The sequence below is a fragment of the Sulfitobacter sp. BSw21498 genome (assembly GCF_006064855.1).
In the GTDB taxonomy this organism is placed as follows: Bacteria; Pseudomonadota; Alphaproteobacteria; order Rhodobacterales; family Rhodobacteraceae; genus Sulfitobacter.
Map to the genome: position 1 here is coordinate 115,038 of NZ_CP040753.1, position 21,961 is coordinate 136,998.

At 58.6% G+C, this 21,961-nt stretch carries 22 protein-coding genes; 13 read left to right on the forward strand and 9 right to left on the reverse strand.

Annotated elements, in window-relative coordinates:
- Position 1: 1 nt before the first annotated feature.
- A complete protein-coding gene (locus E5180_RS00670; protein ID WP_093731881.1) occupies positions 2-922 on the forward strand; it encodes a prephenate/arogenate dehydrogenase family protein in 921 nt (306 codons plus the stop codon).
- Positions 923-955: 33 nt separating this feature from the next.
- On the opposite strand, the gene E5180_RS00675 is transcribed toward E5180_RS00670, so the two are convergent.
- Entirely contained in the window at positions 956-1,978 is a 1,023-nt protein-coding gene (locus E5180_RS00675) for a DUF2125 domain-containing protein (RefSeq protein ID WP_138922706.1), read from the reverse strand.
- A 70-nt stretch (positions 1,979-2,048) separates the two neighbouring features.
- Here E5180_RS00675 and E5180_RS00680 point away from each other — a divergent pair, with 70 nt between their 5' ends.
- The 3 genes from E5180_RS00680 (at position 2,049) to E5180_RS00690 (ending at position 5,607) form a co-directional block, all read left to right on the forward strand.
- The gene (locus E5180_RS00680) at positions 2,049-2,579 is read left to right on the forward strand and encodes a gamma-glutamylcyclotransferase (protein WP_093731883.1); all 531 of its coding nucleotides are present in this window, start codon (positions 2,049-2,051) and stop codon (positions 2,577-2,579) included.
- A gap of 74 nt (positions 2,580-2,653) precedes the next feature.
- Entirely contained in the window at positions 2,654-3,856 is a 1,203-nt protein-coding gene (locus E5180_RS00685) for a biopolymer transporter ExbB (protein WP_138922707.1), read from the forward strand.
- A gap of 2 nt (positions 3,857-3,858) precedes the next feature.
- Complete coding sequence (locus E5180_RS00690; protein WP_138922708.1) at positions 3,859-5,607, forward strand: peptidoglycan -binding protein; 1,749 nt, start codon at positions 3,859-3,861, stop codon at positions 5,605-5,607.
- Positions 5,608-5,609: 2 nt separating this feature from the next.
- Here the strand turns inward: E5180_RS00690 and E5180_RS00695 are convergent, their stop codons facing one another.
- From E5180_RS00695 to gloB, 3 genes are all read right to left on the reverse strand, one after another.
- Complete coding sequence (locus E5180_RS00695; protein WP_138922709.1) at positions 5,610-6,578, reverse strand: M23 family metallopeptidase; 969 nt, start codon at positions 6,576-6,578, stop codon at positions 5,610-5,612.
- Entirely contained in the window at positions 6,575-8,896 is a 2,322-nt protein-coding gene (gene clpA / locus E5180_RS00700) for an ATP-dependent Clp protease ATP-binding subunit ClpA (protein WP_138922710.1), read from the reverse strand. Before clpA ends, E5180_RS00695 begins: the two co-directional genes overlap by 4 nt.
- Before the next feature lie 175 nt (positions 8,897-9,071).
- Positions 9,072-9,839 carry a hydroxyacylglutathione hydrolase gene (gloB, locus tag E5180_RS00705; RefSeq protein ID WP_138922711.1) on the reverse strand — a complete coding sequence of 256 codons (768 nt, stop codon included), beginning with the start codon at positions 9,837-9,839 and terminating at the stop codon, positions 9,072-9,074.
- 152 nt (positions 9,840-9,991) lie between these two features.
- Here gloB and E5180_RS00710 point away from each other — a divergent pair, with 152 nt between their 5' ends.
- The 7 genes from E5180_RS00710 to E5180_RS00740 all read left to right on the forward strand — a co-directional run bounded on the left by E5180_RS00710 (position 9,992) and on the right by E5180_RS00740 (position 16,393).
- Positions 9,992-10,738, forward strand: coding sequence for a methyltransferase domain-containing protein (locus tag E5180_RS00710; RefSeq protein WP_138922712.1), 747 nt, complete (start codon positions 9,992-9,994; stop codon positions 10,736-10,738).
- 302 nt (positions 10,739-11,040) lie between these two features.
- Positions 11,041-11,601 carry a F0F1 ATP synthase subunit delta gene (locus tag E5180_RS00715; RefSeq protein ID WP_171048962.1) on the forward strand — a complete coding sequence of 187 codons (561 nt, stop codon included), beginning with the start codon at positions 11,041-11,043 and terminating at the stop codon, positions 11,599-11,601.
- Positions 11,602-13,140 carry a F0F1 ATP synthase subunit alpha gene (gene atpA, locus E5180_RS00720; protein WP_138922714.1) on the forward strand — a complete coding sequence of 513 codons (1,539 nt, stop codon included), beginning with the start codon at positions 11,602-11,604 and terminating at the stop codon, positions 13,138-13,140.
- Between the two features lie 14 nt (positions 13,141-13,154).
- Positions 13,155-14,033 carry a F0F1 ATP synthase subunit gamma gene (locus E5180_RS00725; protein WP_138922715.1) on the forward strand — a complete coding sequence of 293 codons (879 nt, stop codon included), beginning with the start codon at positions 13,155-13,157 and terminating at the stop codon, positions 14,031-14,033.
- A gap of 19 nt (positions 14,034-14,052) precedes the next feature.
- Complete coding sequence (atpD, locus tag E5180_RS00730) at positions 14,053-15,477, forward strand: F0F1 ATP synthase subunit beta (RefSeq protein ID WP_138922716.1); 1,425 nt, start codon at positions 14,053-14,055, stop codon at positions 15,475-15,477.
- A 12-nt stretch (positions 15,478-15,489) separates the two neighbouring features.
- Positions 15,490-15,927: a F0F1 ATP synthase subunit epsilon gene (locus E5180_RS00735; RefSeq protein WP_138922717.1), complete on the forward strand. Its 438-nt coding sequence runs from the start codon at positions 15,490-15,492 to the stop codon at positions 15,925-15,927.
- A gap of 127 nt (positions 15,928-16,054) precedes the next feature.
- Positions 16,055-16,393: an H-type lectin domain-containing protein gene (locus E5180_RS00740; RefSeq protein WP_138922718.1), complete on the forward strand. Its 339-nt coding sequence runs from the start codon at positions 16,055-16,057 to the stop codon at positions 16,391-16,393.
- Between the two features lie 31 nt (positions 16,394-16,424).
- Here the strand turns inward: E5180_RS00740 and E5180_RS00745 are convergent, their stop codons facing one another.
- Positions 16,425-17,444, reverse strand: a complete 1,020-nt coding sequence (locus E5180_RS00745) for a ribose-phosphate pyrophosphokinase (protein ID WP_138922719.1) — start codon at positions 17,442-17,444, stop codon at positions 16,425-16,427.
- A 109-nt stretch (positions 17,445-17,553) separates the two neighbouring features.
- Here E5180_RS00745 and E5180_RS00750 point away from each other — a divergent pair, with 109 nt between their 5' ends.
- Entirely contained in the window at positions 17,554-18,150 is a 597-nt protein-coding gene (locus E5180_RS00750; protein WP_138922720.1) for a 2-hydroxychromene-2-carboxylate isomerase, read from the forward strand.
- Positions 18,147-18,935, forward strand: a complete 789-nt coding sequence (locus E5180_RS00755; protein ID WP_138922721.1) for an alpha/beta fold hydrolase — start codon at positions 18,147-18,149, stop codon at positions 18,933-18,935. Before E5180_RS00750 ends, E5180_RS00755 begins: the two co-directional genes overlap by 4 nt.
- Positions 18,936-18,938: 3 nt before the next feature.
- On the opposite strand, the gene E5180_RS00760 is transcribed toward E5180_RS00755, so the two are convergent.
- From E5180_RS00760 to E5180_RS00775, 4 genes are all read right to left on the reverse strand, one after another.
- Complete coding sequence (locus E5180_RS00760; protein ID WP_138922722.1) at positions 18,939-19,976, reverse strand: threonine aldolase family protein; 1,038 nt, start codon at positions 19,974-19,976, stop codon at positions 18,939-18,941.
- On the reverse strand, positions 19,976-20,446 hold the full coding sequence (locus E5180_RS00765; RefSeq protein WP_138922723.1) for a YcgN family cysteine cluster protein: 471 nt from the start codon (positions 20,444-20,446) through the stop codon (positions 19,976-19,978). Before E5180_RS00765 ends, E5180_RS00760 begins: the two co-directional genes overlap by 1 nt.
- The gene (locus tag E5180_RS00770) at positions 20,443-21,375 is read right to left on the reverse strand and encodes a bifunctional riboflavin kinase/FAD synthetase (protein ID WP_138922724.1); all 933 of its coding nucleotides are present in this window, start codon (positions 21,373-21,375) and stop codon (positions 20,443-20,445) included. The genes E5180_RS00765 and E5180_RS00770 overlap by 4 nt, the downstream gene beginning before the upstream one ends.
- 105 nt (positions 21,376-21,480) lie before the next feature.
- On the reverse strand, positions 21,481-21,924 hold the full coding sequence (locus E5180_RS00775; protein WP_093731901.1) for a MaoC family dehydratase: 444 nt from the start codon (positions 21,922-21,924) through the stop codon (positions 21,481-21,483).
- Between the last annotated feature and the right edge of the window lie 37 nt (positions 21,925-21,961).

Consider the following 21,961-nt stretch of genomic DNA (forward strand, 5'->3'; position numbering starts at 1 on the left):
TATGCCCGTAATTTATGAAAAAGTAGCGTTAATCGGGCTGGGCTTGATCGCCTCTTCGATGTTCTGGGCGATGAAGCGCGGCGGGCTTGCGGGTCATGTGTCGGGCTTCGCGCGCAGTGCGGACACCCGCGACACCGCCCGCGAAATCGGCCTGTGCGACGAGGTCTGCGATTCCATTGCCAAAACCGTGAAAGATGCGGATCTGGTGGTTCTTTGCGTTCCCGTGGGCGTCATGGGCTCGGTTGCTGCGGAAATGGCCGGATATCTGAAGCCGGGCTGCACGGTCACGGATGTGGGGTCGGTTAAGGCAGATGTGATCGCGCAGGTTGGACCGCTCCTACCCGAGGGCGTCCATTTTATTCCTGCGCATCCGTTGGCGGGGACCGAACATTCCGGCCCACGCAGCGGTTTCGCAGAGCTGTTCGACAACCGCTGGTGCCTGCTGGTGCCCGTGCCCGACACCAACGCCAATGCGATTTCACGGTTGCGCAACCTGTGGGACGGCATGGGGGCCAACGTCGAGGAAATGGACGCGGAGCATCACGATCTGGTGCTTGCGGTGACCAGCCATGCCCCCCACCTGATCGCCTATACGATGGTCGGGGTGGCCGATGATTTGCGCCGCGTGACCGACAGCGAAGTCATCAAATACTCGGCCGCCGGCTTTCGTGACTTCACCCGTATCGCTGCCAGCGATCCGACCATGTGGCGGGATGTTTTCCTGACCAACAAGGACGCCACACTCGAGATACTGGGTCGCTTCACCGAGGAACTTTTTGCGTTGCAGCGGGCGATCCGCATGGGGGACGGCGATCATCTTCATGATTACTTTACCCGCACCCGTGCCATCCGCCGTGGTATTATCGAGGCGGGTCAGGACACGGATGCGCCGAACTTTGGGCGCCAACCGGGCAACAAATAATCCGGGCCGCGCGGCTTGTGGCGCTGTCTCGCCTCAGCGCAAGATAATCTTGGGCGCACGGCCTAAGGGGATGAACCCCATCGACATTTTCCCGTCCTTCACGCTGATGTCCAGATCCAGCCCATTCGTGTTGCCAGACATTTGAGCCAGCCCCTTGAGCATTTGTTCCGCTTGGGGGCGAAAGTTGGGCGGGATAAAACCGGCGTTTTCCGCCATGGTCAGCATCATTGGCCAATCTTGCGCTTTTACCGACAGCGTCCCTGTCGCCAGCCCGTCCTCGGCAACGGCCATCGTCCCTTTTAGCGTCAGCGCCACATCCCCCCACGCCAGTTCCGCATGGCGCAGGTCGATGACGCGCGGCTGTGGGCGGGTCCGGCCAAGCGCGCTGCGGTCCCACAGGCGGTCGAAGGTGATGGTCGCCTTGGCCGTTACCGTTTCAAAGGCATCCGTCCAGTCGTCAGGCAGGCCGAACATGCTACGCAGCGCCGTACTAGGGGTGACGTTCTGCGCATCGAGCGCCAGATCATAAATCGGTTGCCCTACGGTCTGCTGCACGGCGCTGACGTTCAGGCTGCGCCCTTCGACGGGGCCTGTTGCCGGAAGGTCAAGCACCCAAGCGCCACCGTCTAACGTCAGCCGGTCCAGTTGGCCAGAAACGCTTGGCCGCAGGCGCAAATTGGTGGTGACGTCCTCTGCGGTCAGCACGGCACGCAGGTTGGGGCCGGACAGGCCGAGTTCAACATAGGGGGTGGATACGGTCATATAGCCCGGCCAATAGGCGGGGGTGGAGATATCGATACGCTTGGCAGCCACGGCGCTGGCGACGCCCTGCTGCGCACTTGCGGCAGGCGGTGTCAGGGACACATCTGTCAGGCGGGTTTGCAGCCGCACAGGGAAGCCTTGTTTTTTCATCTCGCCCACGTCGGCCTGCCATCCGGCGGCACGGCGCGTTTCGATCAGTTTGGCGATGCCCCGCTGCAACCCCGAAGACGCGGCGAACCACCATCCGCACCAAACCGCCGCTAGGACGACGATAATCAACACGAGCTTGCCCATTTTTCTTAAAACCTTATTAACGCCTGCGATAGCGCAGCTTTAAACAAGCCAACGATAAAGGACCAGAGACATGGCGATGTGGGTGTTCGGCTACGGCAGCTTATTGTGGAAACCGGGGTTTGACGTCGCGGAAAGTGTGATCGGGCGGTTGCCCGGTTACGCGCGGTCGTTCTGTATGCGGTCGATCCACCATCGCGGATCGGTTGATCGTCCGGGGCTGGTGCTGGCACTTGATGCCGATACAGGCACGGCCTGCGATGGTATGGCGCTGCGTGTTGCGCCGGGAACCGAAGACGCCACGCTAACCTATTTGCGCGAACGCGAGCTGGTGTCATCGGCCTATGTTGAAAAGACGCTTGAGGTGCAGCTAGAGGATGGCCGCACCGTCGAGGCATTGGTCTATGTGATCGACGCCGCCCACGAGCAATATTGCGGCGGCTTGCCGCTGGAAGAGCAGGCGCAGATCATCTCGGGCGCGGTAGGCGGGATGGGGCCGAACACCGAATATCTGTTTAACACGGCATCCCATTTGACCCAGATTGGGCTGCATGATCCGTCGCTTGCATGGCTTCATGACCGTGTGAAGTCTCTTGGCGCATAAACCCGTGGCATAACAGTCGGGATTAAGTGTAGGCTGCGGCGATAGAAGCACAAAAGTGTCGGGAGCCACGAGGCATGGCGCAGTCAGACCGCGAATCCAAACCACAGTTTTCCCAGCCGGTGCGGCAGATCACGCTGATGCTGATCGCCCTTGCGCTTACCGGCATCGGGGCTTTTCTGGCGCTGCCGAGCGTATTGCCTATTTTTGCGGCAAATCCCTATCTGAATGGCGTGATTATTTTCGTCTTCTTTATCGGCGTTATCGCCTGTTTTTATCAGGTGTTGCAGCTGATCGGCTCTGTCCGGTGGATCGAAAACTTTGCCTCCGACGAGCCGAATGCCGATGCCGTAGCACCGCAGCTTTTGGCACCGCTTGCATCGTTGTTGCGCACACGCGGGGCGCGCATGCAGGTGAACGCGACCTCGACCCGCTCTATTCTGGATTCCGTCGCAACCCGCATCGACGAAGCACGCGAGATTACGCGTTATATCGTCAACATGCTGATTTTCCTTGGACTTTTGGGCACTTTCTATGGGCTTGCCACGACTGTTCCGGCGGTTGTCGAAACGATCCGCAGCCTCGCGCCACAAGAAGGCGACGGCAGCACCGATATGTTCGCGCGGTTGATGACCGGACTGGAATCGCAGCTTGGCGGCATGGGTGTGGCCTTTGGGTCCTCCCTCTTGGGGCTGGCGGGGTCGCTGGTTGTGGGGCTGCTTGAACTCTTTGCAGGCCATGGCCAAAACCGCTTTTATCAAGAATTGGAAGACTGGCTCAGCTCGATCACCCGCGTTGGCTTTTCCTCGGGCGAGGACGGCGCGTCGGAGCAGGCTGCTGTGGCGGGCGTGCTGGATCATATGGCCGAACAAATGGACAGCCTGCGCCAGTTGATCGGGCAATCCACCGAGAGCCAGACTGTGCTAAACCGCGAGATCGGTGCGCTTGCCACCACGATGGAGGAGCTGTCTGCACGGGCCGCCCAAACCGATACAGCTGCGGAAAGTCTGGACCGGATCGCCAAGGGGCAAGAACGCATGGTCGCCGTACTCGAAGGGCAGGGCGACCATGAACGGGCGGATGCGGAAAGCCGGATGCGCCTGCGGTCGATCGATGTACAGATGCTGCGTATCCTCGAGGAAATCTCTGCAGGGCGGCAGGAAACCATGGCCGAAATTCGCAAGGATATTTCGTTGCTGGCAAAGGCGCTTTCCGCGCCACGCGGTGCCGAACCCCGCCGTTTGCGCACCCCTGACCGTTCCGACACCGAGGAAAGCTGACGATGGCGCTTTCCCGACGTACAGGGTCACGCTTTCAGGGCTCTATCTGGCCAGGGTTCGTGGATGCGATGACGGGCCTGTTGCTGGTTCTGATGTTCGTACTGACCATCTTCATGGTGCTGCAAGCGGTGCAGACGCAACGGATCAATGGGCAGGAAAGCGAGCTGAATTCCCTGTCTGGCGAAGTTGCTGCATTGGCGCAAGCGCTTGGGATGGAACGGCAAAACACTGCAGATCTTGAAACCCAACTGGGGTCAATCACCACGTCGTTGACGGCGGCACGTGATAAGGCGGCAGAACAGGCGGCGATGATTGCGTCATTGTCGGCCACACGCGATGCGCAAGCCGTGCAGTTGAACGCAGCCGAGGCCAAGATAACCGGTTTCGAGACGCAGGTCGCCAATCTGTTGTCCCAACGCGATGCAGCCGTCGCGCGTGGTGAAACGCTTGTGGCACGGCAAAATGAACTGTTGAGCGCACAAGACGCGTTGAACCTCGCGTTGACGCAGGCCCGATCCGAAACGGATGCACAGGTCGAAGCTGCGCGGCTCGCGGCAGCCCGTCGCGATGCGTTGACGGCACTTGTCGATGATCTACGCGCCAAGAACCAGGAAACCCAGGCCGCATTGCAAAGCGCTGCCGACGCAAATGCTGCGGCGCTTTCGGACGCCGAAGCTGCCCGACTGGCCGAAGCCGCCGCGGCAGAGCAGTTGCGTGAAAAGCTGCAAAACGCGGATGCAGAACTGACAGCGATGACCCTTGCGCTTGAGACGCAGCGCCAAGACGCAGAGGATACGCTGACCTTGCTGGCTGCCGCACGTGCCGCCAAGGAAACCTTGGATGCTGAACTCGCTGCCGCCCTTACAGAGACAGAAACCCTTGAGGCCGCGCAGGCAGACGGTGCCGCGCTGCGTGCCAAGCTAGCCAACGCGCTTGCAGCAAAGCTGGCGGCAGAAAGCCGCGCTGACGACACGCGTTCGGATGCGGAAAAACGAGCAGCCTTGCTGGATGCGGCGCGTGCCGATCTGGCGCAGGAGGAGGCCGCCACCGCTGCGGCACAGCGTCAGACAGAGCTATTGAACCAGCAGATTGCAGCGCTGCGCGGCCAGCTAGGGGAACTCCAGTCCTTGCTGGATGATGCCGTCGCACAGGATGCCGTGAAAGAGGTGCAGCTGCAATCGCTTGGGTCCGATCTGAACACCGCGCTTGCGCGGGTCGCCGCCGAAGAACGCCGTCGCGCCGAGTTGGAAGCGGCAGAGCGTGCGCGGCTTGAGGCGGAGACCAAGAACCTTGAACAATACCGTTCCGAGTTCTTTGGCCGGTTGAGAGAGCTTTTGGGGAATCAAGAAGGGGTCCGCATCGAGGGCGACCGGTTTGTCTTCTCTTCCGAAGTGCTCTTCCCACCCGGTGCCGCGACGCTTTCAACGGATGGTCGTAAAGAGATCGCGAAAGTCGCCGGTATTCTACGCAATATTGCCGCCGACATCCCGCCTGAAATCGACTGGGTCATTCGCGTTGACGGGCATACGGACAACCAGCCTTTGTCGGGCTTGGGCGCGTTCGCCGACAATTGGGAGCTGAGCCAAGCGCGGGCATTGTCAGTGGTCAAGTATATGATCAACTTCCTTGGCATCGCGCCAGAGCGTCTGGCGGCGAATGGGTTTGGCCAGTACCAGCCTGTCGCCAACGGGAACACAGAAACGGCCCGTGCCCAGAACCGCCGGATCGAGCTGAAGCTGACCGAAAAGTAACGCTATTTTATTTCAATGTCTGTGCTGCGCTGGCTGATGATCTGCAAACCGCGGATCATCGTCACAGTGCCGGTATAGGTGCCCGCTGGCCAGTCCACGCGGCCCCGTTTGCCGATTGCGCGAAAGGCCTGCGCCTGGGTTTTCGTCAGTGTCACATCATCAGAGATCACCATGCCGTCAGGGCCGGTGATCGACAGGTTGATAATATCATCGGCCCGCGTGCCGAACATATGGCCCCAGATCACCAGCGCATCGGCCTCCACCGACAAAGAGGGCGCTGCGGCTTCGCCGTGCTTGATCGCGTCATAGGCGGGCACGGCATCCGAGAAACCGATGCTGATCAACCCGCCACCGCGATATTCAGGGCGCTGCGACCATAGGCTGCTGTCACCCGGGGTGTCGCAGGTGGGGGCACCGTCTGGATCAAAGGGGTCGATGACCGCCCCGTCTTTGCGCACGGACAGATGAACATGGGGGAAAGCGGCCTTGCCCGACTGCCCGACAAAGCCAAGCGTTTCTCCCAATGCCACTTCTTGTCCCGTCTTAACGCTGATGGAGCCCTGTTTCAGGTGGCAATACTGCGTTTCCCAGCCGTTCCCGTGGTCCAGCACGACGCCATTGCCGCATTCTTTGCCGTCGATATCGTCGGCAGTTGCGCTGCTATAGCCGCTATCGGGCATGCCGTCGCGCATACCGCTGACGCGGCCCGCGGCACTGGCAAGCACGGGGATATTGTCGTTGATGCGCGCACGGTCGGGGAGCGCGAAGTCGGTGCCCTTGTGACCGTCATAGCTAAGCGCGCCGCAGGTAAAATCCATCGCATTGGATGACGGGTCGCTATCGACATACTGTTGGATATAGCAGTCTGTTGCGAGGTCACATTTAAGGGGTGGGGAAATAAGAAAACCCTCTGCCAGCACGGGGCTGGCAAAGGGCAGGGTAAGCGCAAATACGGCGCTGCGTGGTATCATTCAGCTGTCAGCAACGGTGGCTTGTTGCCCGTCAGTTTAGGGTTTTCCGAGCTGAGGATCGTCAGATCCAGTTCGCCCTTCTTAACGTCGATCTTGACCACGCCACCCTTGGCAAGCTTGCCGAACAACAGTTCCTCGGCGAGGGGCTTTTTGATGTGCTCTTGAATAACACGGCCAAGAGGTCGTGCACCCATCCGCGCATCATAGCCCTTTTCACCCAGCCATTCGGCGGCTTTTGTCGACAATTCGATGGTCACGTTGCGGTCCATAAGTTGCGCTTCGAGTTGCAGTACAAACTTTTCGACCACGCGCAGGATCACTTCTTTCGGCAGCGGTGCAAAGCTGATCACCGCATCAAGACGGTTGCGGAATTCGGGCGTGAATGTCCGTTCAATCGCTGCTGTGTCTTCGCCGGTGCGACGGTCACGACCAAAGCCGATTGCCTCTTTCGCTTGCTCGGACGCGCCTGCGTTCGAGGTCATGATCAGCACGACATTGCGGAAATCCACCGTGCGGCCATTGTGATCGGTCAGCTTGCCGTGGTCCATAACCTGCAACAGAATGTTGTAGACGTCTGGGTGCGCTTTCTCCATCTCGTCGAGCAGCAGAACACAGTGCGGATGCTGGTCCACGCCGTCGGTCAGCATGCCGCCTTGGTCAAACCCGACATAGCCGGGAGGGGCGCCAATCAGGCGGGAAACGGCGTGCTTCTCCATATACTCCGACATATCAAAGCGCAGCAGTTCCACGCCAAGCGTATCCGCCAGCTGTTTCGCCACCTCGGTCTTACCCACACCTGTCGGCCCTGCGAACAGGTAGTTGCCGATGGGTTTTTCAGGTTCACGCAGACCGGCACGGGCCAGTTTGATCGCCGAGGACAGCGCCTCGATTGCTTTGTCCTGACCAAAGACCACACGTTTCAACGACGCCTCAAGATCCTTGAGCACAATCACATCGTCCTTCGACACGTTCTTGGGCGGGATGCGCGCGATTTTGGCGACCACGGCTTCGACTTCTTTGGTGCCGATGGTCTTGCGCCGCTTGGACGCAGACAGCAGATGCTGTGCAGCACCGGCTTCATCGATCACGTCGATCGCCGAATCCGGCAGCTTGCGGTCGTTGATATAGCGGTGCGCCAGTTCAACCGAGGTGCGGATCGCGTCGGCCGTGTATTTGACCGAGTGGTGATCCTCGAAATACGGTTTGATCCCGCGCAGAATTTTCACCGCATCTTCGACCGAAGGTTCGTTAACGTCGATCTTTTGGAAACGACGGGCAAGGGCACGGTCTTTTTCAAAGTGCTGGCGGAATTCTTTGTAAGTCGTAGACCCCATTGTCCGCAGCTTGCCCCCGGCCAACGCAGGTTTCAGCAGGTTGGACGCATCCATGGCCCCACCGGAAGTTGCACCCGCACCGATGACGGTGTGAATCTCGTCGATGAACAACACGGCGTCTTTATGGGCTTCCAGCTCCGTCACGACGGCCTTGAGGCGCTCTTCGAAGTCGCCGCGGTAGCGGGTGCCGGCCAGCAACGCGCCCATGTCGAGCGAATAGATGGTGGTATTGGCCAGTACTTCGGGTGTTTCACCGGCGACGATTTTGCGTGCCAGCCCTTCGGCGATGGCGGTTTTACCAACACCGGGATCACCCACCAGCAGGGGGTTGTTCTTACGCCGGCGGCACAGCACCTGAATGCAACGTTCCACCTCGTCCGAGCGGCCGATCAGCGGATCGACATCACCCTCGCGGGATTTGGCATTCAGATCGACAGTGTACTTTGCCAGCGCGGATTCTTTTTTGTCGCCGTCCGTGACGCCTTGGGCTTCTTCCTCGTGGTCGGGGGCACCTGAGACAGAGCGTGGTTCGCCAAAAGCAGGGTCCTTGGCGACGCCATGCGCGATATAGTTCACCGCATCATAACGCGTCATATCCTGCTCTTGCAGGAAATAGGCCGCGTTGCTTTCGCGTTCGGCAAAGATGGCGACCAGCACATTGGCACCCGTCACCTCGGTCCGGCCCGACGATTGCACGTGGATCGCCGCGCGCTGGATCACCCGCTGGAAGGCTGCCGTGGGCACCGCTTCGGAACCGTCAACGTCGGTGACCAGATTATTCAGGTCTTCATCAACGAATTCGACCAGCGTCTCGCGCAGTTCGGTCATATCGACAGAGCAGGCTTTCATCACCTGCACGGCGTCGGGTTCGTCGATCAGGGCCAGTAAAAGATGCTCAAGCGTGGCGAATTCGTGCTTGCGAGCATTCGCAAGCGCCAACGCCGAGTGGATAGCTTGTTCTAGGGTAGACGAGAATGAAGGCACAGGCGTGCTCCTTTTCGATCTGTGTCGGAAGGGGCGTCAGAAACAAGACGCGCCACAACCAAGCATGGCCTCATAGTATTAGAGTTTGGTTGATCACGGCGCAGCTTCAAGGTTTTTCTGCAATATCATTGTCACATTTATCGTGAACGTCGATTTTTAACCATGATTGCGGCGGTCAGAAACGGTCTTTGCGCGCGCGAATTTCGGCAAACACATCGGTGTCGGTGGCGTTGACCATCCCCAGTTGCGCGCGAATGCCCGGATCGGACGGGCGCAAAAACGGGTTGGTTTCAAGTTCCGTTGAAAGCGTCGAGGGAACTGTCGGCACGCCATCTGCACGGGCCTGATCGATCTCTCTTGTACGAGATATAAGCGCGGCGTTTTCGGGATCAACCGTCAGGGCAAATTTTGCGTTCGACTGGGTGTATTCGTGGCCCGAACATACGGTGGTGTCGGCTGGAAGTTGCATCAGCTTTTGCAGGCTGTCCCACATCTGCGCCGGTGACCCTTCAAACAGGCGGCCACAGCCAAGAGCCATCAGGCTGTCCGCGGTAAAGACGCATTTGGCAGCGGGCACGTGAAAAGCGATATGGCCTACGGTATGGCCCGACACGTCGATCACATCGACAGTATGGTCGCCGAAGGTAAAGGACTGCCCGTCGTCATACGCCTCGTCCAGCGGCGGCAAACGCTGTTCATCAGCTTTGGCCCCAATCACGCGGGCGGGATGGTCAGCGATCAGCTCGGGCACGCCTTGAATGTGGTCCGGGTGGTGGTGGGTCAGCCAGATTTCTGTCAGCGTCCAGCCCAATTCATCCAGCTTGGCCGCAATCGGCGCGGCTTCGGGCACGTCGATCAGGGCGACCTTGCCGCTGGTCTGGTCGCGCAGCAAGTAGGCATAGTTGTCGGACAGGCAGGGGATGGTCACAAGATCAAAGGGCATGGCAGCGGCTCCGGTCGGGGTTTCTGGATGCGGATCACCACGCTAGCGCGGGCAGGGCGGTGCTGCAATTGGGTTTCGCGCAGTCCGCTCTTTTGCGGCGCGGTGCTTTGGGCTAGGATCGTGGGCAATCCAGCCAACAGGGCCGATACCTCATGCACCTTGATGTCCAAGACCTGCGCAATTTTTACTACCGCAGCGCCCTTGGTCGCGCGGCGCAGCATTCCCTGCGGACCCGCATGCTAGAGCTTTGGCCCGAGGCCAAGGGGCAGACCGTCGTGGGTTTCGGTTTCGCCGCCCCCTTGCTGCGTCCCTATCTTGCGGATGCGCGGCGGGTGATGACGTTGATGCCGGGGCCGCAAGGGGTGATGCCGTGGCCCGCCGGGATGCCCAATACTTCTGTCCTGACCGAGGAAACGCTGTGGCCGATTGAAACGGGACACGTTGACCGGCTGGTGCTGATGCACGGGTTAGAGACCTCGGACCGGCAGGGTGATCTGCTTGAGGAATGCTGGCGCGTGTTGGGGCCGGGTGGCAGGGCGCTGTTTATCGTGCCCAATCGCGCTGGCTTTTGGGCGCGCAGTGATATCACGCCGTTCGGCTATGGGCGGCCCTATTCGCTGGGGCAGTTGGAAACGCAGCTGCGCAAACACCAGTTTTTGCCAGAACGCCAGTTGGGTGCGCTTTATCTGATGCCCTCGACGCGGCGGGCCTTTCGCCGCTCTGGCCCGCTGTTTGAAAAGGTCGGACGGCACATGCCGACGATCATGGCGGGGGGCGTCTTTATGGTCGAGGTGACCAAGCTTGTGTATCCGCCCAAGGGCAAGGTCGCGCGGACGCCTGCGCGCCGGTCTATCCGCGTTCTTGAGGGGGTCGGCGCGGTAACGCCCGCAATGGTTTGAGCGCTGCTGTCGCAGCCGATGTGATCGCCGTGCCACGGTGCCAAGAATCGCTATCTTGCCCGAGAAAGCCGGATGTCCATTGATTTTTAGGCACGTCGATCAGGTCAAAGCGTCGCAGCGGTGCTTTACGTTAAGAATAAGGGGCGCTTTCGTGAGGCAAGCACACTATACTGTGTTGCGGGATGCGGGTCCGTCTGCTACATCCGCCCTGATTTAGACGTCTTGGGTAATTTCAAGTCGCGCCAACACCCCGGTGACGCGATGTATTCGCTTATCCGGCCCTGACGTATGAGAGGATGGACGTGTCCGAAACAGCATCAATCTCTACAGGTATCGCAAAACGCTATGCGACCGCCGTGTACGAGCTGGCCCAAGAGGCCAAAGCCCTTCCCCAGATCGAGAAAGATCTTGATGCGCTGCAAGCCGCATTGGCCGAAAGCGAAGATTTCCGCGATCTGATCCATTCGCCGATCTACACGCGCGAACAGCAAGCTGCGTCGATCAGTGCCATCGCCAAAAAGATGGACCTGTCCCAAACGCTGGCAAGCACGCTGGAACTGATGGCCAACAAGCGCCGTCTGTTCGTCCTGCCGCAGCTGGTCCAGAACCTGCGCGACATCATCGCCGTCGAAAAGGGCGAAGTAACTGCTGATGTGATTTCGGCCAAGGCGCTGACCAAGGCGCAGTCCGAAAAATTGTCCAAGTCGCTCGCCGCGACCACAGGCAAAAAAGTAACGTTGAATGCGACCGTTGATGACTCCCTCATTGGCGGTCTTATCGTAAAAGTGGGCTCTAAGATGATCGACACGTCGATCCGCGCAAAGCTCAATTCCCTCCAGAATGTAATGAAAGAGGTCGGATAAATGGGTATCCAAGCTGCAGAGATTTCTGCGATCCTGAAAGACCAGATCAAGAACTTTGGTCAAGAAGCAGAAGTTGCCGAAGTTGGCCGCGTTCTGTCCGTTGGTGATGGTATCGCTCGCGTGTATGGTCTGGACAACGTCCAAGCCGGCGAGATGGTCGAATTCCCCGGCGGCATCATGGGCATGGCCTTGAACCTCGAGACAGACAACGTCGGTGTTGTTATCTTCGGTTCCGACCGTGACATCAAAGAAGGCGACACGGTCAAGCGCACGAACTCCATCGTGGACGTGCCAATCGGCAACGGCCTGCTGGGTCGTGTTGTTGACGGTCTGGGTAACCCCATCGACGGCAAAGGCCCCATCGAGTCCACAGAGCGTGGCCTTGCGGACGTCAAAGCCCCCGGCATTATCCCGCGGAAATCGGTTCACGAGCCAATGGCGACTGGTCTGAAATCCGTTGATGCGATGATCCCCGTCGGCCGTGGCCAGCGCGAATTGATTATTGGTGACCGTCAAACTGGTAAAACTGCCGTTGCTCTGGACGCGATCCTGAACCAACAGCAGATCAACGACGCCGCAGGCGACGACGAGAGCAAGAAAATGTACTGCGTGTACGTTGCGATCGGCCAAAAGCGTTCGACTGTTGCTCAGCTGGTTAAAAAGCTCGAAGAAACAGGCGCGATCGACTATTCCATCGTTGTTGCTGCGACTGCGTCCGAGCCTGCGCCTATGCAGTACCTCGCACCATATTCCGCAACAGCTATGGCCGAATTCTTCCGCGACAACGGCCGTCACGCGCTGATCATCTATGATGACCTTTCCAAGCAAGCCGTGTCCTACCGCCAGATGTCCCTGCTGCTGCGTCGTCCGCCCGGGCGTGAAGCGTACCCAGGTGACGTTTTCTATCTCCACTCCCGTCTGCTCGAGCGTTCGGCGAAATTGGGCGATGCTGCAGGCAACGGCTCTTTGACAGCTCTGCCGATCATCGAAACCCAAGGTGGCGACGTTTCCGCGTTTATTCCAACCAACGTGATCTCGATCACCGATGGTCAGATCTTCTTGGAAACCGAATTGTTCTACCAAGGTATCCGTCCTGCTGTGAACACCGGTCTGTCGGTTTCGCGGGTTGGTTCGTCTGCTCAGACCAAAGCGATGTCGTCTGTTGCTGGTCCGGTTAAACTGTCCTTGGCTCAGTACCGCGAAATGGCGGCCTTTGCTCAGTTCGGTTCCGACCTTGACGCCTCCACACAGCAGTTGCTGAACCGTGGTGCGCGCCTGACAGAGCTGATGAAGCAGCCTCAGTATTCCCCACTGACCAACGCGGAAATCGTCTGCGTGATCTATGCGGGTACAAACGGCTACCTTGACAAAGTTGCCGTCAAGGAAGTTGGCCGTTTCGAAGCAGGCCTGCTGGCACATCTGCGCAGCAAGCACGCTGACCTGATGGATGACATCACCAACAACGACCGCAAGGTGAAGGGTGAGCTGGAAGACAAGATCAAAGCTGCCATCGATTCTTTCGCCGCTGACTTCGCTTAAGGGAGGGAGGGCAGATGCCAAACCTCAAGGATCTAAAAAACCGGATCGCGTCGGTCAAATCGACCCGCAAGATCACGAAAGCCATGCAAATGGTTGCCGCGGCGAAACTTCGCCGCGCGCAGGACGCTGCCGAGCAGTCCCGCCCCTACACAGAGCGTTTTAACGCTGTGATGTCGCGGTTGGCTGCTTCGGTAGGTGGGTCTGACACCGCCCCCAAGCTGCTGAGCGGCACGGGGTCGGATCAGGTTCATCTGTTGGTTGTCATGACCGCTGAACGTGGCCTGTGCGGTGGCTTTAACGCCAACATCGCCAAGCTTGCCAAAGCCCATGCCCGTGGCCTGATCGCCAAGGGTAAGGAGGTCAAAATCTTGACCGTTGGCAAGAAGGGCCGCGACAGCATCCGTCGTGACTTTGCAGGCCTATTGGTCGGTCACGTTGACCTCAGCGACGTCAAGCGCCTTGGCTATGCCGATGCGCAGGGGATCGCCAAGGACGTACTTGGCCGTTTTGACGCGGGTGAATATGACATCGCCACGATCTTCTATTCAAAGTTCGTGAACGTTGTCAGCCAGATCCCGACGGCACAGCAGATCATCCCGGCGACCTTCGAAGAGACCGAAGGCGCGGACGAGGCGGCGACACTGTTCGACTACGAGCCCAGCGAAGAAGCCATTTTGGCCGACCTGCTGCCGCGCGGCGTTGCAACGGCGATCTTCTCGGCTCTGCTGGAAAACGCGGCCTCTGAACAGGGGGCCCGGATGTCGGCAATGGACAACGCGACACGGAACGCGGGTGAGATGATCGATGATCTGACCATCGAGTATAACCGTTCGCGTCAGGCCGTCATCACCAACGAGCTGATCGAAATCATTTCCGGCGCGGAAGCGCTGTAGAACAAATCGGAGAAACGACATGGCAAATGCAGTCGGCAAAATCACACAAGTCATCGGCGCCGTCGTCGATGTGCAGTTCGAGGATCACCTGCCAGAGATCCTCAACGCTGTTGTAACTGAAAACCACGGCAAGAAACTGATCCTCGAAGTGGCTCAGCACCTTGGCGAGAACACCGTGCGTACCATCGCGATGGATGCGACCGAAGGTCTTGTTCGCGGTCAAAAAGTAACAGACACGGGCGACCAAATCCGCGTTCCCGTTGGCACGGCCACACTTGGCCGTATTATGAATGTTACCGGCGATGCCGTTGACGAAAAGGGCCCCGTTGCCACGTCAGAAACCCGTGCGATCCACGGCCAAGCGCCTAGCTTTTCCGAGCAATCAACCGCGACGGAAATTCTTGTGACAGGCATCAAGGTTATCGACCTGATGGCACCATACACTAAGGGCGGCAAGATCGGCCTGTTCGGCGGTGCTGGTGTTGGCAAAACGGTTCTGATCATGGAACTGATCAACAACATCGCCAAAGTGCACTCTGGTCTGTCCGTTTTCGCGGGCGTGGGCGAACGTACGCGTGAGGGTAACGATCTTTATCACGAGATGATCGAATCCGGCGTTATTGTTCCGGACGATCTGGAAAAATCCAAAATTGCGCTGGTCTACGGCCAGATGAACGAACCTCCCGGTGCGCGTATGCGTGTTGCTTTGTCCGGCCTGACACTGGCCGAACAATTCCGCGATGAATCCGGCAGCGACGTTTTGTTCTTTGTCGATAACATCTTCCGCTTCACGCAAGCGGGCTCCGAGGTTTCGGCTTTGCTTGGCCGTATCCCTTCTGCTGTTGGCTACCAGCCAACACTCGCAACCGACATGGGTGCGATGCAAGAGCGTATTGCTTCGACAAAAGCGGGTTCTATTACGTCGGTTCAGGCCGTTTACGTTCCTGCGGATGACCTTACCGACCCTGCGCCTGCAACATCGTTTGCGCACCTCGATGCGACAACCGTGCTGGATCGTGCGATCTCGGAAAAGGGTATTTACCCTGCCGTTGATCCGCTCGGCTCCACATCGCGTTTGATGGACCCGTCCATCGTTGGCGAAGAGCACTATAACGTTGCACGTGACGTTCAGGGTATCCTTCAGCGGTATAAGTCGCTTCAGGATATCATCGCGATCTTGGGTATGGACGAATTGTCAGAAGACGACAAAATGACCGTGACCCGTGCGCGTAAAATCGAACGTTTCCTTAGCCAGCCTTTCGACGTAGCCAAGGTGTTCACCGGTGCTGACGGTAAGCAGGTTCCATTGGAAGAAACCATTCAATCGTTCAAGGCGGTTGTCGCTGGTGAGTATGATCACTTGCCTGAAGGTGCCTTCTATATGGTTGGTGGCATCGAAGACGTTAAAGCGAAAGCTGAAAAAATGGCGGCTGACGCCGCTTAAGGAGCGCTGAAAATGGCAGACACAATGCAATTCGACCTCGTTTCGCCCGAGCGGCGGCTGGCCTCGATGCAGGTGACGGCCGTTCAGATTCCGGGTGCGGACGGGGATATGACAGCAATGCCTGATCATGCCCCCACCATCACCACGCTGCGCCCCGGTGTGCTGCGTGTTGATGGCCCGGAAGGCACTGCTGAGTATGTGGTAACCGGCGGCTTCGCTGAAATTTCGTTTGATGGGGTGTCGGTTCTGGCCGAACGCGCCGTGCCTAAGGGTGACATGACCCAAGAGCATCTGGACGAAATGATCGCCGAAGCAAAAGCCATGTACACAACGGCAAAAGAAGGTTTCGTGAATGAACCTGGCCCCGTAGATGACGCAGCTAAACTGCTGTCTGATATGGTTGCCATGGGGGACGAAATCGGCTTGTCGAGCAAGCAACCCAGCCTCTGACGTTTCCTTGCCCGTTTTGATGAGAAGGCCCTGCATTCGCGGGGCCTTTTCTATTTGTGAACCTTAACATAAGGTTGTCGGATTGTTTGGGTAGGACAGGGTAGGGCAGATCATCTCGATGAAACGAATGAATGCAAGTAGTGTAGGTGTCGACAGCGGAGAGGCTGTTTTGTTTTCCGACTTTCAAGATGGCGGCGAAATGTGGACAGGGAAGGGCCAGCGCGAGCGGCGCAACTCGATCAGCTTTTCTACACCGTACCGCGATATCCCAACTGTACACACGTCCCTCGCGTTGTGGGACGTGGATAACGCGACAGTTATGCGCGCAGATCTACGAGCAGAGAATTTGACAAACGAGGGATTTGAACTGGTGTTCCGCACCTGGGGCGATACGCGTATCGCGCGCGTTAGGGCGTCTTGGATGGCCATTGGGCCATTGTCACCGCAAGACGACTGGGAGCTGTAATACAAGCCCCCAGCCGCTGTTTCAGGGGCGCTTAGCCCGGCTTGTACATGCCGTCATAGATCGGTTCGAGCGTGTCGGCGTCGAACAGCGACGAGACAGACGTGCCGTTCCAGATATTCAGGATCGCTTGCGCAAAGATCGGTGCCGTGGGCACGATCCGAATGTTAGCGGCCTGCTTTACCGCCGGTGTGGGGGCGATGCTGTCAGTGATGACCAGCGACTTCATCACGGAATTGCTGATACGTTCAACCGCAGGGCCGGACATCACGCCGTGGCTGATGTAGGAGTGCACTTCCTTCGCGCCATTCTCGAGCAATACTTCGGCCGCTTTGCACAGGGTGCCGGCGGTGTCGCAAATATCGTCCACAATCAGGCAAACCTTGTCGGTCACATCGCCGATCACGGTCATTTCCGCAATCTCGCCTGCCTTCTCGCGGCGCTTGTCCACGATAGCGAGAGGGGAGTTGATGCGTTTGGCCAATTCACGCGCGCGGGCAACGCCGCCCACATCGGGGGAAATGACCATCAGGTCATCCATGCGACCCTTGAATTCGTTCTGGATGTCCAGCGCAAACACGGGCGACGCATAAAGGTTGTCGACGGGAATATCGAAAAATCCCTGAATCTGTGCGGCGTGCAGATCCATTGTCAGGATGCGTTCAATGCCACTGCCTACCATCATATTCGCGACCATCTTGGCCGTGATCGGTGTGCGCGCTTTGGTGCGACGGTCCTGACGAGCGTAGCCGAAATAGGGTAGAACCGCTGTGACACGCGCGGCGGATGACCGGCGCAGCGCGTCGGCCATGATCAGCAGTTCCATCAGGTTGTCGTTGGCGGGGTTCGACGTCGGCTGGATGATGAACATATCCTCGCCGCGGACGTTTTCGTAAACTTCGACAAAGATTTCGCCGTCATTGAACCGTTCGACACGTGCGTCGACCAGCCCTACGTTGACCCCCCGATGCAGCGACATCCGCCGTGCGATGGCTTTGGCCAACGGCATGTTCGCGTTACCTGAGATCAGTTTGGGTTCGGTGGTTTGAGCCATGTGCAAAGGGTCCCTGGATGCAGAACATGTGACAGAATCGTGACGTTGACACCGCTTAGCATGGCCTTACGGTCTGGCAAAGCTGCACAGCCTTGATCGGAGACCTCAAATGGCCCATATCGACTATTTTTTTGCGACACTTTCACCATATGCCTATTTGGCAGGAAACCGGCTGGAAGAAATTGCCGCCAAACACGGGGCGACGATTACCTATAAACCTTTCGATTTGATTACCGCTTTTGGGCGGACTGGTGGGCAACCGCCCAAGGACCGGCACCCGTCGCGGCAGGAATACCGCGCGATTGAACTGCCGCGTCAGGCCAAGAAACTGGGATTGCCGTTCAACCTCAAGCCCGCGCATTGGCCAACCAACGGCGCGCCTTCATCCTATGCGATCATCGCTGCACAGAACGAAGGCGGCGATGTGGGTAAGCTGTGCCAGCTCTTCATGACCGCCGTTTGGGCCGAGGAACGTGATATTGCCGAAGACGAAGTCGTCCGCGATTGCCTTGAAAAGGCGGGCTTTGATCCCGCGCTGGCCGACAAAGGGTTGCTACAAGGCGCCGATACCTATGCCCGAAATCTGGAGGAAGCCGTCGAAAAGGGCGTCTTTGGTGCGCCTTTCTATATCCTCGATGACACCCACAAGTTCTGGGGGCAGGACCGGTTGGACGACCTTGACCTCGTGATGGCGGGCAAACTGTGAGTTCAGCCTTGTTTACCCGCCGTTTCGGTCATGGCCCACGTCAGGCGCTGGCGATCCATTGCACATTGGCCCATTCCGGCGCTTGGCGCGGCGTGGGCGAAGCGCTGGCAGACGATCTGACACTTTTGTGCTGCGATCTACCGTCACACGGTAAATCCGATGACTGGGACGGGCAGGGCGACATACATCAACGCTCGACCGATATGGTGCGGGATTCGCTGACCGAACCTACTGACATCATTGGCCATTCCTTCGGTGCGACGATCGGTCTGCGGATTGCGATCGAAAACCCTGAACTGGTGCGCAGCCTGACGATGATCGAACCGGTTTATTTCGCCGCAGCACTTGCCGATGATCCGGCGCGGGTGGCCGCGGGGGATCGTAACTCCGGCGGGTTCGACGCAGCGTTTGACGCAGGCGACCGGATGGAGGCGGCGCGCATCTTTAACACCGGCTGGGGTGACGGCAGCGGATGGGAAAAGACGCCCGAAAAGCTGCGTCAGTATATGGCGGACCGTATCCACTATGTGCCCGCCAGCCAGCCGTTCTTGCGTGATGACAATGCCGGGCTGCTTCAGCCTGGCAGGTTCGCACGCGCCACGATGCCGGTGCTGTTGATCGACGGCGGTGCGTCGGGCGATATGGTTGACGCGATCAGCACATCCATTGCACGACGTCTGCCGAATGTGACACGCAAGGCGATTGACGGGGCAGGGCACATGGCCCCGATCACCCACCCGCAGGCTGTTTCATCTGAAATCCGTCGCTTTTTGGCGACTGTTTAGGGCTTAGAAATGCGATAGAAACTGGTCGATGGCCTTTGTGCCGATCGACCAGTCACAGACCAGCCGCGCAGACAAAGGCGCGTCTGGATCACCACTGTCCAGCGGGCCGTCCATGACATAGTATTTGGCTCCCGCAGCTTGCAACTTTTGGTGAATGCGGCGAGGCCATTTGGCAAAGATCATGTTGGCGTCGGGTTCATGCAACATTGTCGCGCCCGCAGCGCGCAGTCCGTCCGCCAGATAGCGCGCATTGTCATTGGCTTGCGTGGCGGTCGCCCTCCACAGATCGTCCTGCAGATAGCCCGCCATCTGTGCTGACAGGAAACGGTGCTTGGAAAACAGATGCGCACCGCGTTTGCGCCGCAGCTCGAATTCCCACGCTTTGGCGGGGTCAAAGAAGATCACTGCCTCGACACCCATGCAGCCGTTCTTGGTGCCGCCAAAGCTGACGACATCGACGCCCGCTTTCCACGTCATCTCTGCCGGGGTGCAGCCCAAGGCAACCAGCGCATTGGCAAACCGCGCCCCGTCCAGATGCACCGGCAGGTCATAGCGTTTGGCAACGGCGGTCAACGCGTTCAACTCCTCTAGCGAATGAACGGAACCGCGTTCTGTCACTTGGGTGATCGACACCGGGCCGCGCTGCGCGCCATGCACATTGCCGTTTGGGTGCTTTTCGATGGCCCGTATCAGCGCCTCGGGGGTCATCTTATCGTCTGTTTCAACCACGGTCAGTTTTGCAGCGCCGGCATAGAATTCGGGCGCGTTACATTCGTCTTCGTGGATATGCGAGGTCACAGAGCAAAAGATTGTCTGCCACGGCTGGGTATAGCAGGCTAGAGCCAAGGCGTTGGCAGCGGTACCGGTGGCGACCAGATAGACGGCAGCTTCGGGGGCCTCGAATGCCGTGCGGATCGCGTCGCGAACCTCGTCCATGATCGCATCATTGCCATAGGGCATCGCGTGGCCGCTGTTCGCCTGCGCCAGACGGTTCATGATGTGGGGATGGACAGGGCCCGCGTTGTCAGAGGCAAAAAACATCAGGTGGGCTCCTCGATGATGTGGTCTTCCCATTCTTCGAACGGGGTGTCGAATTCCGAGACAGTCTTGTTTTGCACAGAAATACCGGCGCGATGCACACTGTCGGGATCACCGCTGATCAACGGGTGCCAATCATACAGTGGTTTACCCTGCCACAGCAGCCGGTAGGCGCAGGTCAGGGGCATCCAATAGGCGTGGGTATCAAGGTTTTCGGGCTTGAGCACGATGCAGTCAGGCACGAACTGGTGCCGGTTTTCGTAGTGGCTGCAGCGGCAGGTCGCGTCATCCAGCAAACGACACGCCACACGGGTCAGGGCGACCTCCTCTGTGTCCTCGTCTTCGAGCTTGTTCAGGCAGCATTTACCGCAGCCGTCACACAAGGCTTCCCATTCGTCTTTTGACATCTTGGTCAGCGGTTTCTTTTCCCAAAACCGTTTGGCGAGGCCTTTGGTTGCAATCGGATCAGTCATAGCGTTGCCAATATGCTGCGGGCTTGCGCGCTGTCAGCATCCATTTGGGTGATCAGCGCTTCGAGGCTGTCAAATCTCTCTTCGCCGCGCAGGTGATCGACAAGCGCGACCGAGACATGCTTGCCGTATAAATCGCCCTTGAAGTCAAAAATGAACGTCTCGAGGTTGGCTTTGTTCTCGCCGAACATCGGGCGCACGCCAAGGCTGGCGACCCCGTGGTACCGACCAGCTTGCGGCCCCTCAAGCACATCAACCAGCACAGCGTAGACGCCAAAAGCCGGCGGGTGCAGCCCGTCGATTGACATATTCGCAGTGGGATACCCGAGTTCACGGCCGCGCTTTTCGCCGTGTAGAATGGGGCCTTCGACGCGGTGCCAGTGGCCCAGCATCGCAGCAGCGTCGCGGGGACGGGCTTGGGTCAACGCGTTGCGGATCGCGGTCGAGGATACCGTATCGGGGCCCTTCGCCATCAGCGGGGCAATCGTCACGCCGAACCCCATCTCGACACCGAAGGCCTGCAGGTGTTCAGCCGTGCCAGCGCGCGCCTTGCCAAAGCGAAAGTCAGCGCCCACGACCACATGGCGCAGGCCCAACCCGTCGACGATCACCTCTTGTGCAAAGGCGCGGGGGCTCAGGCTGGACAAGGTGGCATCGAACCCCAGCTCATACAGCCTGTCGACGCCGATCTTTTGCAGCTGGTGTGCGCGGGCCTCTGCCCCCATCAGGCGGAAAGGGGGGGCGTCTGGGGCGAAATATTCACGCGGGTGCGGCTCGAATGTGACCACACCCAAAGGTGCTTCGGGCAGGGCAGCACGGGCCATGTCGATGACCGACAGATGCCCCAGATGTACGCCGTCAAAGTTGCCAATAGCGGCAGTTGCCCCCTGATCGGAAGCCGTTACAAATTGATAGTCGCGAATGATTTCCATGCGCTAGGTGGTAGCCCCGTCTGCCCCCGCTTACAAGCAGCGGGGCGGCACAGGATGCTGAAAAACCACAGCGTCGCCGGTAGCGCAGGTATCACAGATGCGGGGTCAGTCGAACTTGCGTGACGGGGCCAGAACAGTTGCCTCGCCAATCAGGACCTTTTTGCCGTCAATCGCACAGTGACAATCCAGTTTCACACGGCGTTTGTCGAATTCGATATTGGTGACCTTCACCTCTGCATAGACCAGATCGCCGGGGCGCACGGGGGCCAGAAACTTGAGAGACTGTGCCATATAAACGGTACCATGCCCGGGCAGTTGCTCTCCGATTACAGCAGAAATCAGGCCGGCGGTCAGCATCCCATGGGCAATCCGCCCTTCAAATATGGTGTCCTGCGCATAGGCGTCGTCCAGGTGCACCGGATTACGGTCGGTGGACACCTGGGCGAACATCTCGATGTCTTCGTCGGTGACGACCTTACGCAGATAGCGCGTCATGCCGATTTCGATATCTTCGATACAGATCGTTCCGCGGGGCAGATTATCCAACATGCCAGCCCTTTCAGTAATAAAGTGACGCTATTTATAG

What these genes read in the sequence shown, in the direction of transcription:
- E5180_RS00670 (WP_093731881.1), top strand. Translation starts at nt 2, where the DNA reads ATGCCCGTAATTTATGAAAAAGTAGCGTTAATCGGGCTGGGCTTGATC.
- E5180_RS00675 (WP_138922706.1), bottom strand. Translation starts at nt 1,978, where the DNA reads ATGGGCAAGCTCGTGTTGATTATCGTCGTCCTAGCGGCGGTTTGGTGC.
- E5180_RS00680 (WP_093731883.1), top strand. Translation starts at nt 2,049, where the DNA reads ATGGCGATGTGGGTGTTCGGCTACGGCAGCTTATTGTGGAAACCGGGG.
- E5180_RS00685 (WP_138922707.1), top strand. Translation starts at nt 2,654, where the DNA reads ATGGCGCAGTCAGACCGCGAATCCAAACCACAGTTTTCCCAGCCGGTG.
- E5180_RS00690 (WP_138922708.1), top strand. Translation starts at nt 3,859, where the DNA reads ATGGCGCTTTCCCGACGTACAGGGTCACGCTTTCAGGGCTCTATCTGG.
- E5180_RS00695 (WP_138922709.1), bottom strand. Translation starts at nt 6,578, where the DNA reads ATGATACCACGCAGCGCCGTATTTGCGCTTACCCTGCCCTTTGCCAGC.
- gloB (WP_138922711.1), bottom strand. Translation starts at nt 9,839, where the DNA reads ATGCCCTTTGATCTTGTGACCATCCCCTGCCTGTCCGACAACTATGCC.
- E5180_RS00710 (WP_138922712.1), top strand. Translation starts at nt 9,992, where the DNA reads ATGCACCTTGATGTCCAAGACCTGCGCAATTTTTACTACCGCAGCGCC.
- atpA (WP_138922714.1), top strand. Translation starts at nt 11,602, where the DNA reads ATGGGTATCCAAGCTGCAGAGATTTCTGCGATCCTGAAAGACCAGATC.
- E5180_RS00725 (WP_138922715.1), top strand. Translation starts at nt 13,155, where the DNA reads ATGCCAAACCTCAAGGATCTAAAAAACCGGATCGCGTCGGTCAAATCG.
- atpD (WP_138922716.1), top strand. Translation starts at nt 14,053, where the DNA reads ATGGCAAATGCAGTCGGCAAAATCACACAAGTCATCGGCGCCGTCGTC.
- E5180_RS00735 (WP_138922717.1), top strand. Translation starts at nt 15,490, where the DNA reads ATGGCAGACACAATGCAATTCGACCTCGTTTCGCCCGAGCGGCGGCTG.
- E5180_RS00740 (WP_138922718.1), top strand. Translation starts at nt 16,055, where the DNA reads ATGAATGCAAGTAGTGTAGGTGTCGACAGCGGAGAGGCTGTTTTGTTT.
- E5180_RS00745 (WP_138922719.1), bottom strand. Translation starts at nt 17,444, where the DNA reads ATGGCTCAAACCACCGAACCCAAACTGATCTCAGGTAACGCGAACATG.
- E5180_RS00750 (WP_138922720.1), top strand. Translation starts at nt 17,554, where the DNA reads ATGGCCCATATCGACTATTTTTTTGCGACACTTTCACCATATGCCTAT.
- E5180_RS00760 (WP_138922722.1), bottom strand. Translation starts at nt 19,976, where the DNA reads ATGTTTTTTGCCTCTGACAACGCGGGCCCTGTCCATCCCCACATCATG.
- E5180_RS00765 (WP_138922723.1), bottom strand. Translation starts at nt 20,446, where the DNA reads ATGACTGATCCGATTGCAACCAAAGGCCTCGCCAAACGGTTTTGGGAA.
- E5180_RS00770 (WP_138922724.1), bottom strand. Translation starts at nt 21,375, where the DNA reads ATGGAAATCATTCGCGACTATCAATTTGTAACGGCTTCCGATCAGGGG.
- E5180_RS00775 (WP_093731901.1), bottom strand. Translation starts at nt 21,924, where the DNA reads ATGTTGGATAATCTGCCCCGCGGAACGATCTGTATCGAAGATATCGAA.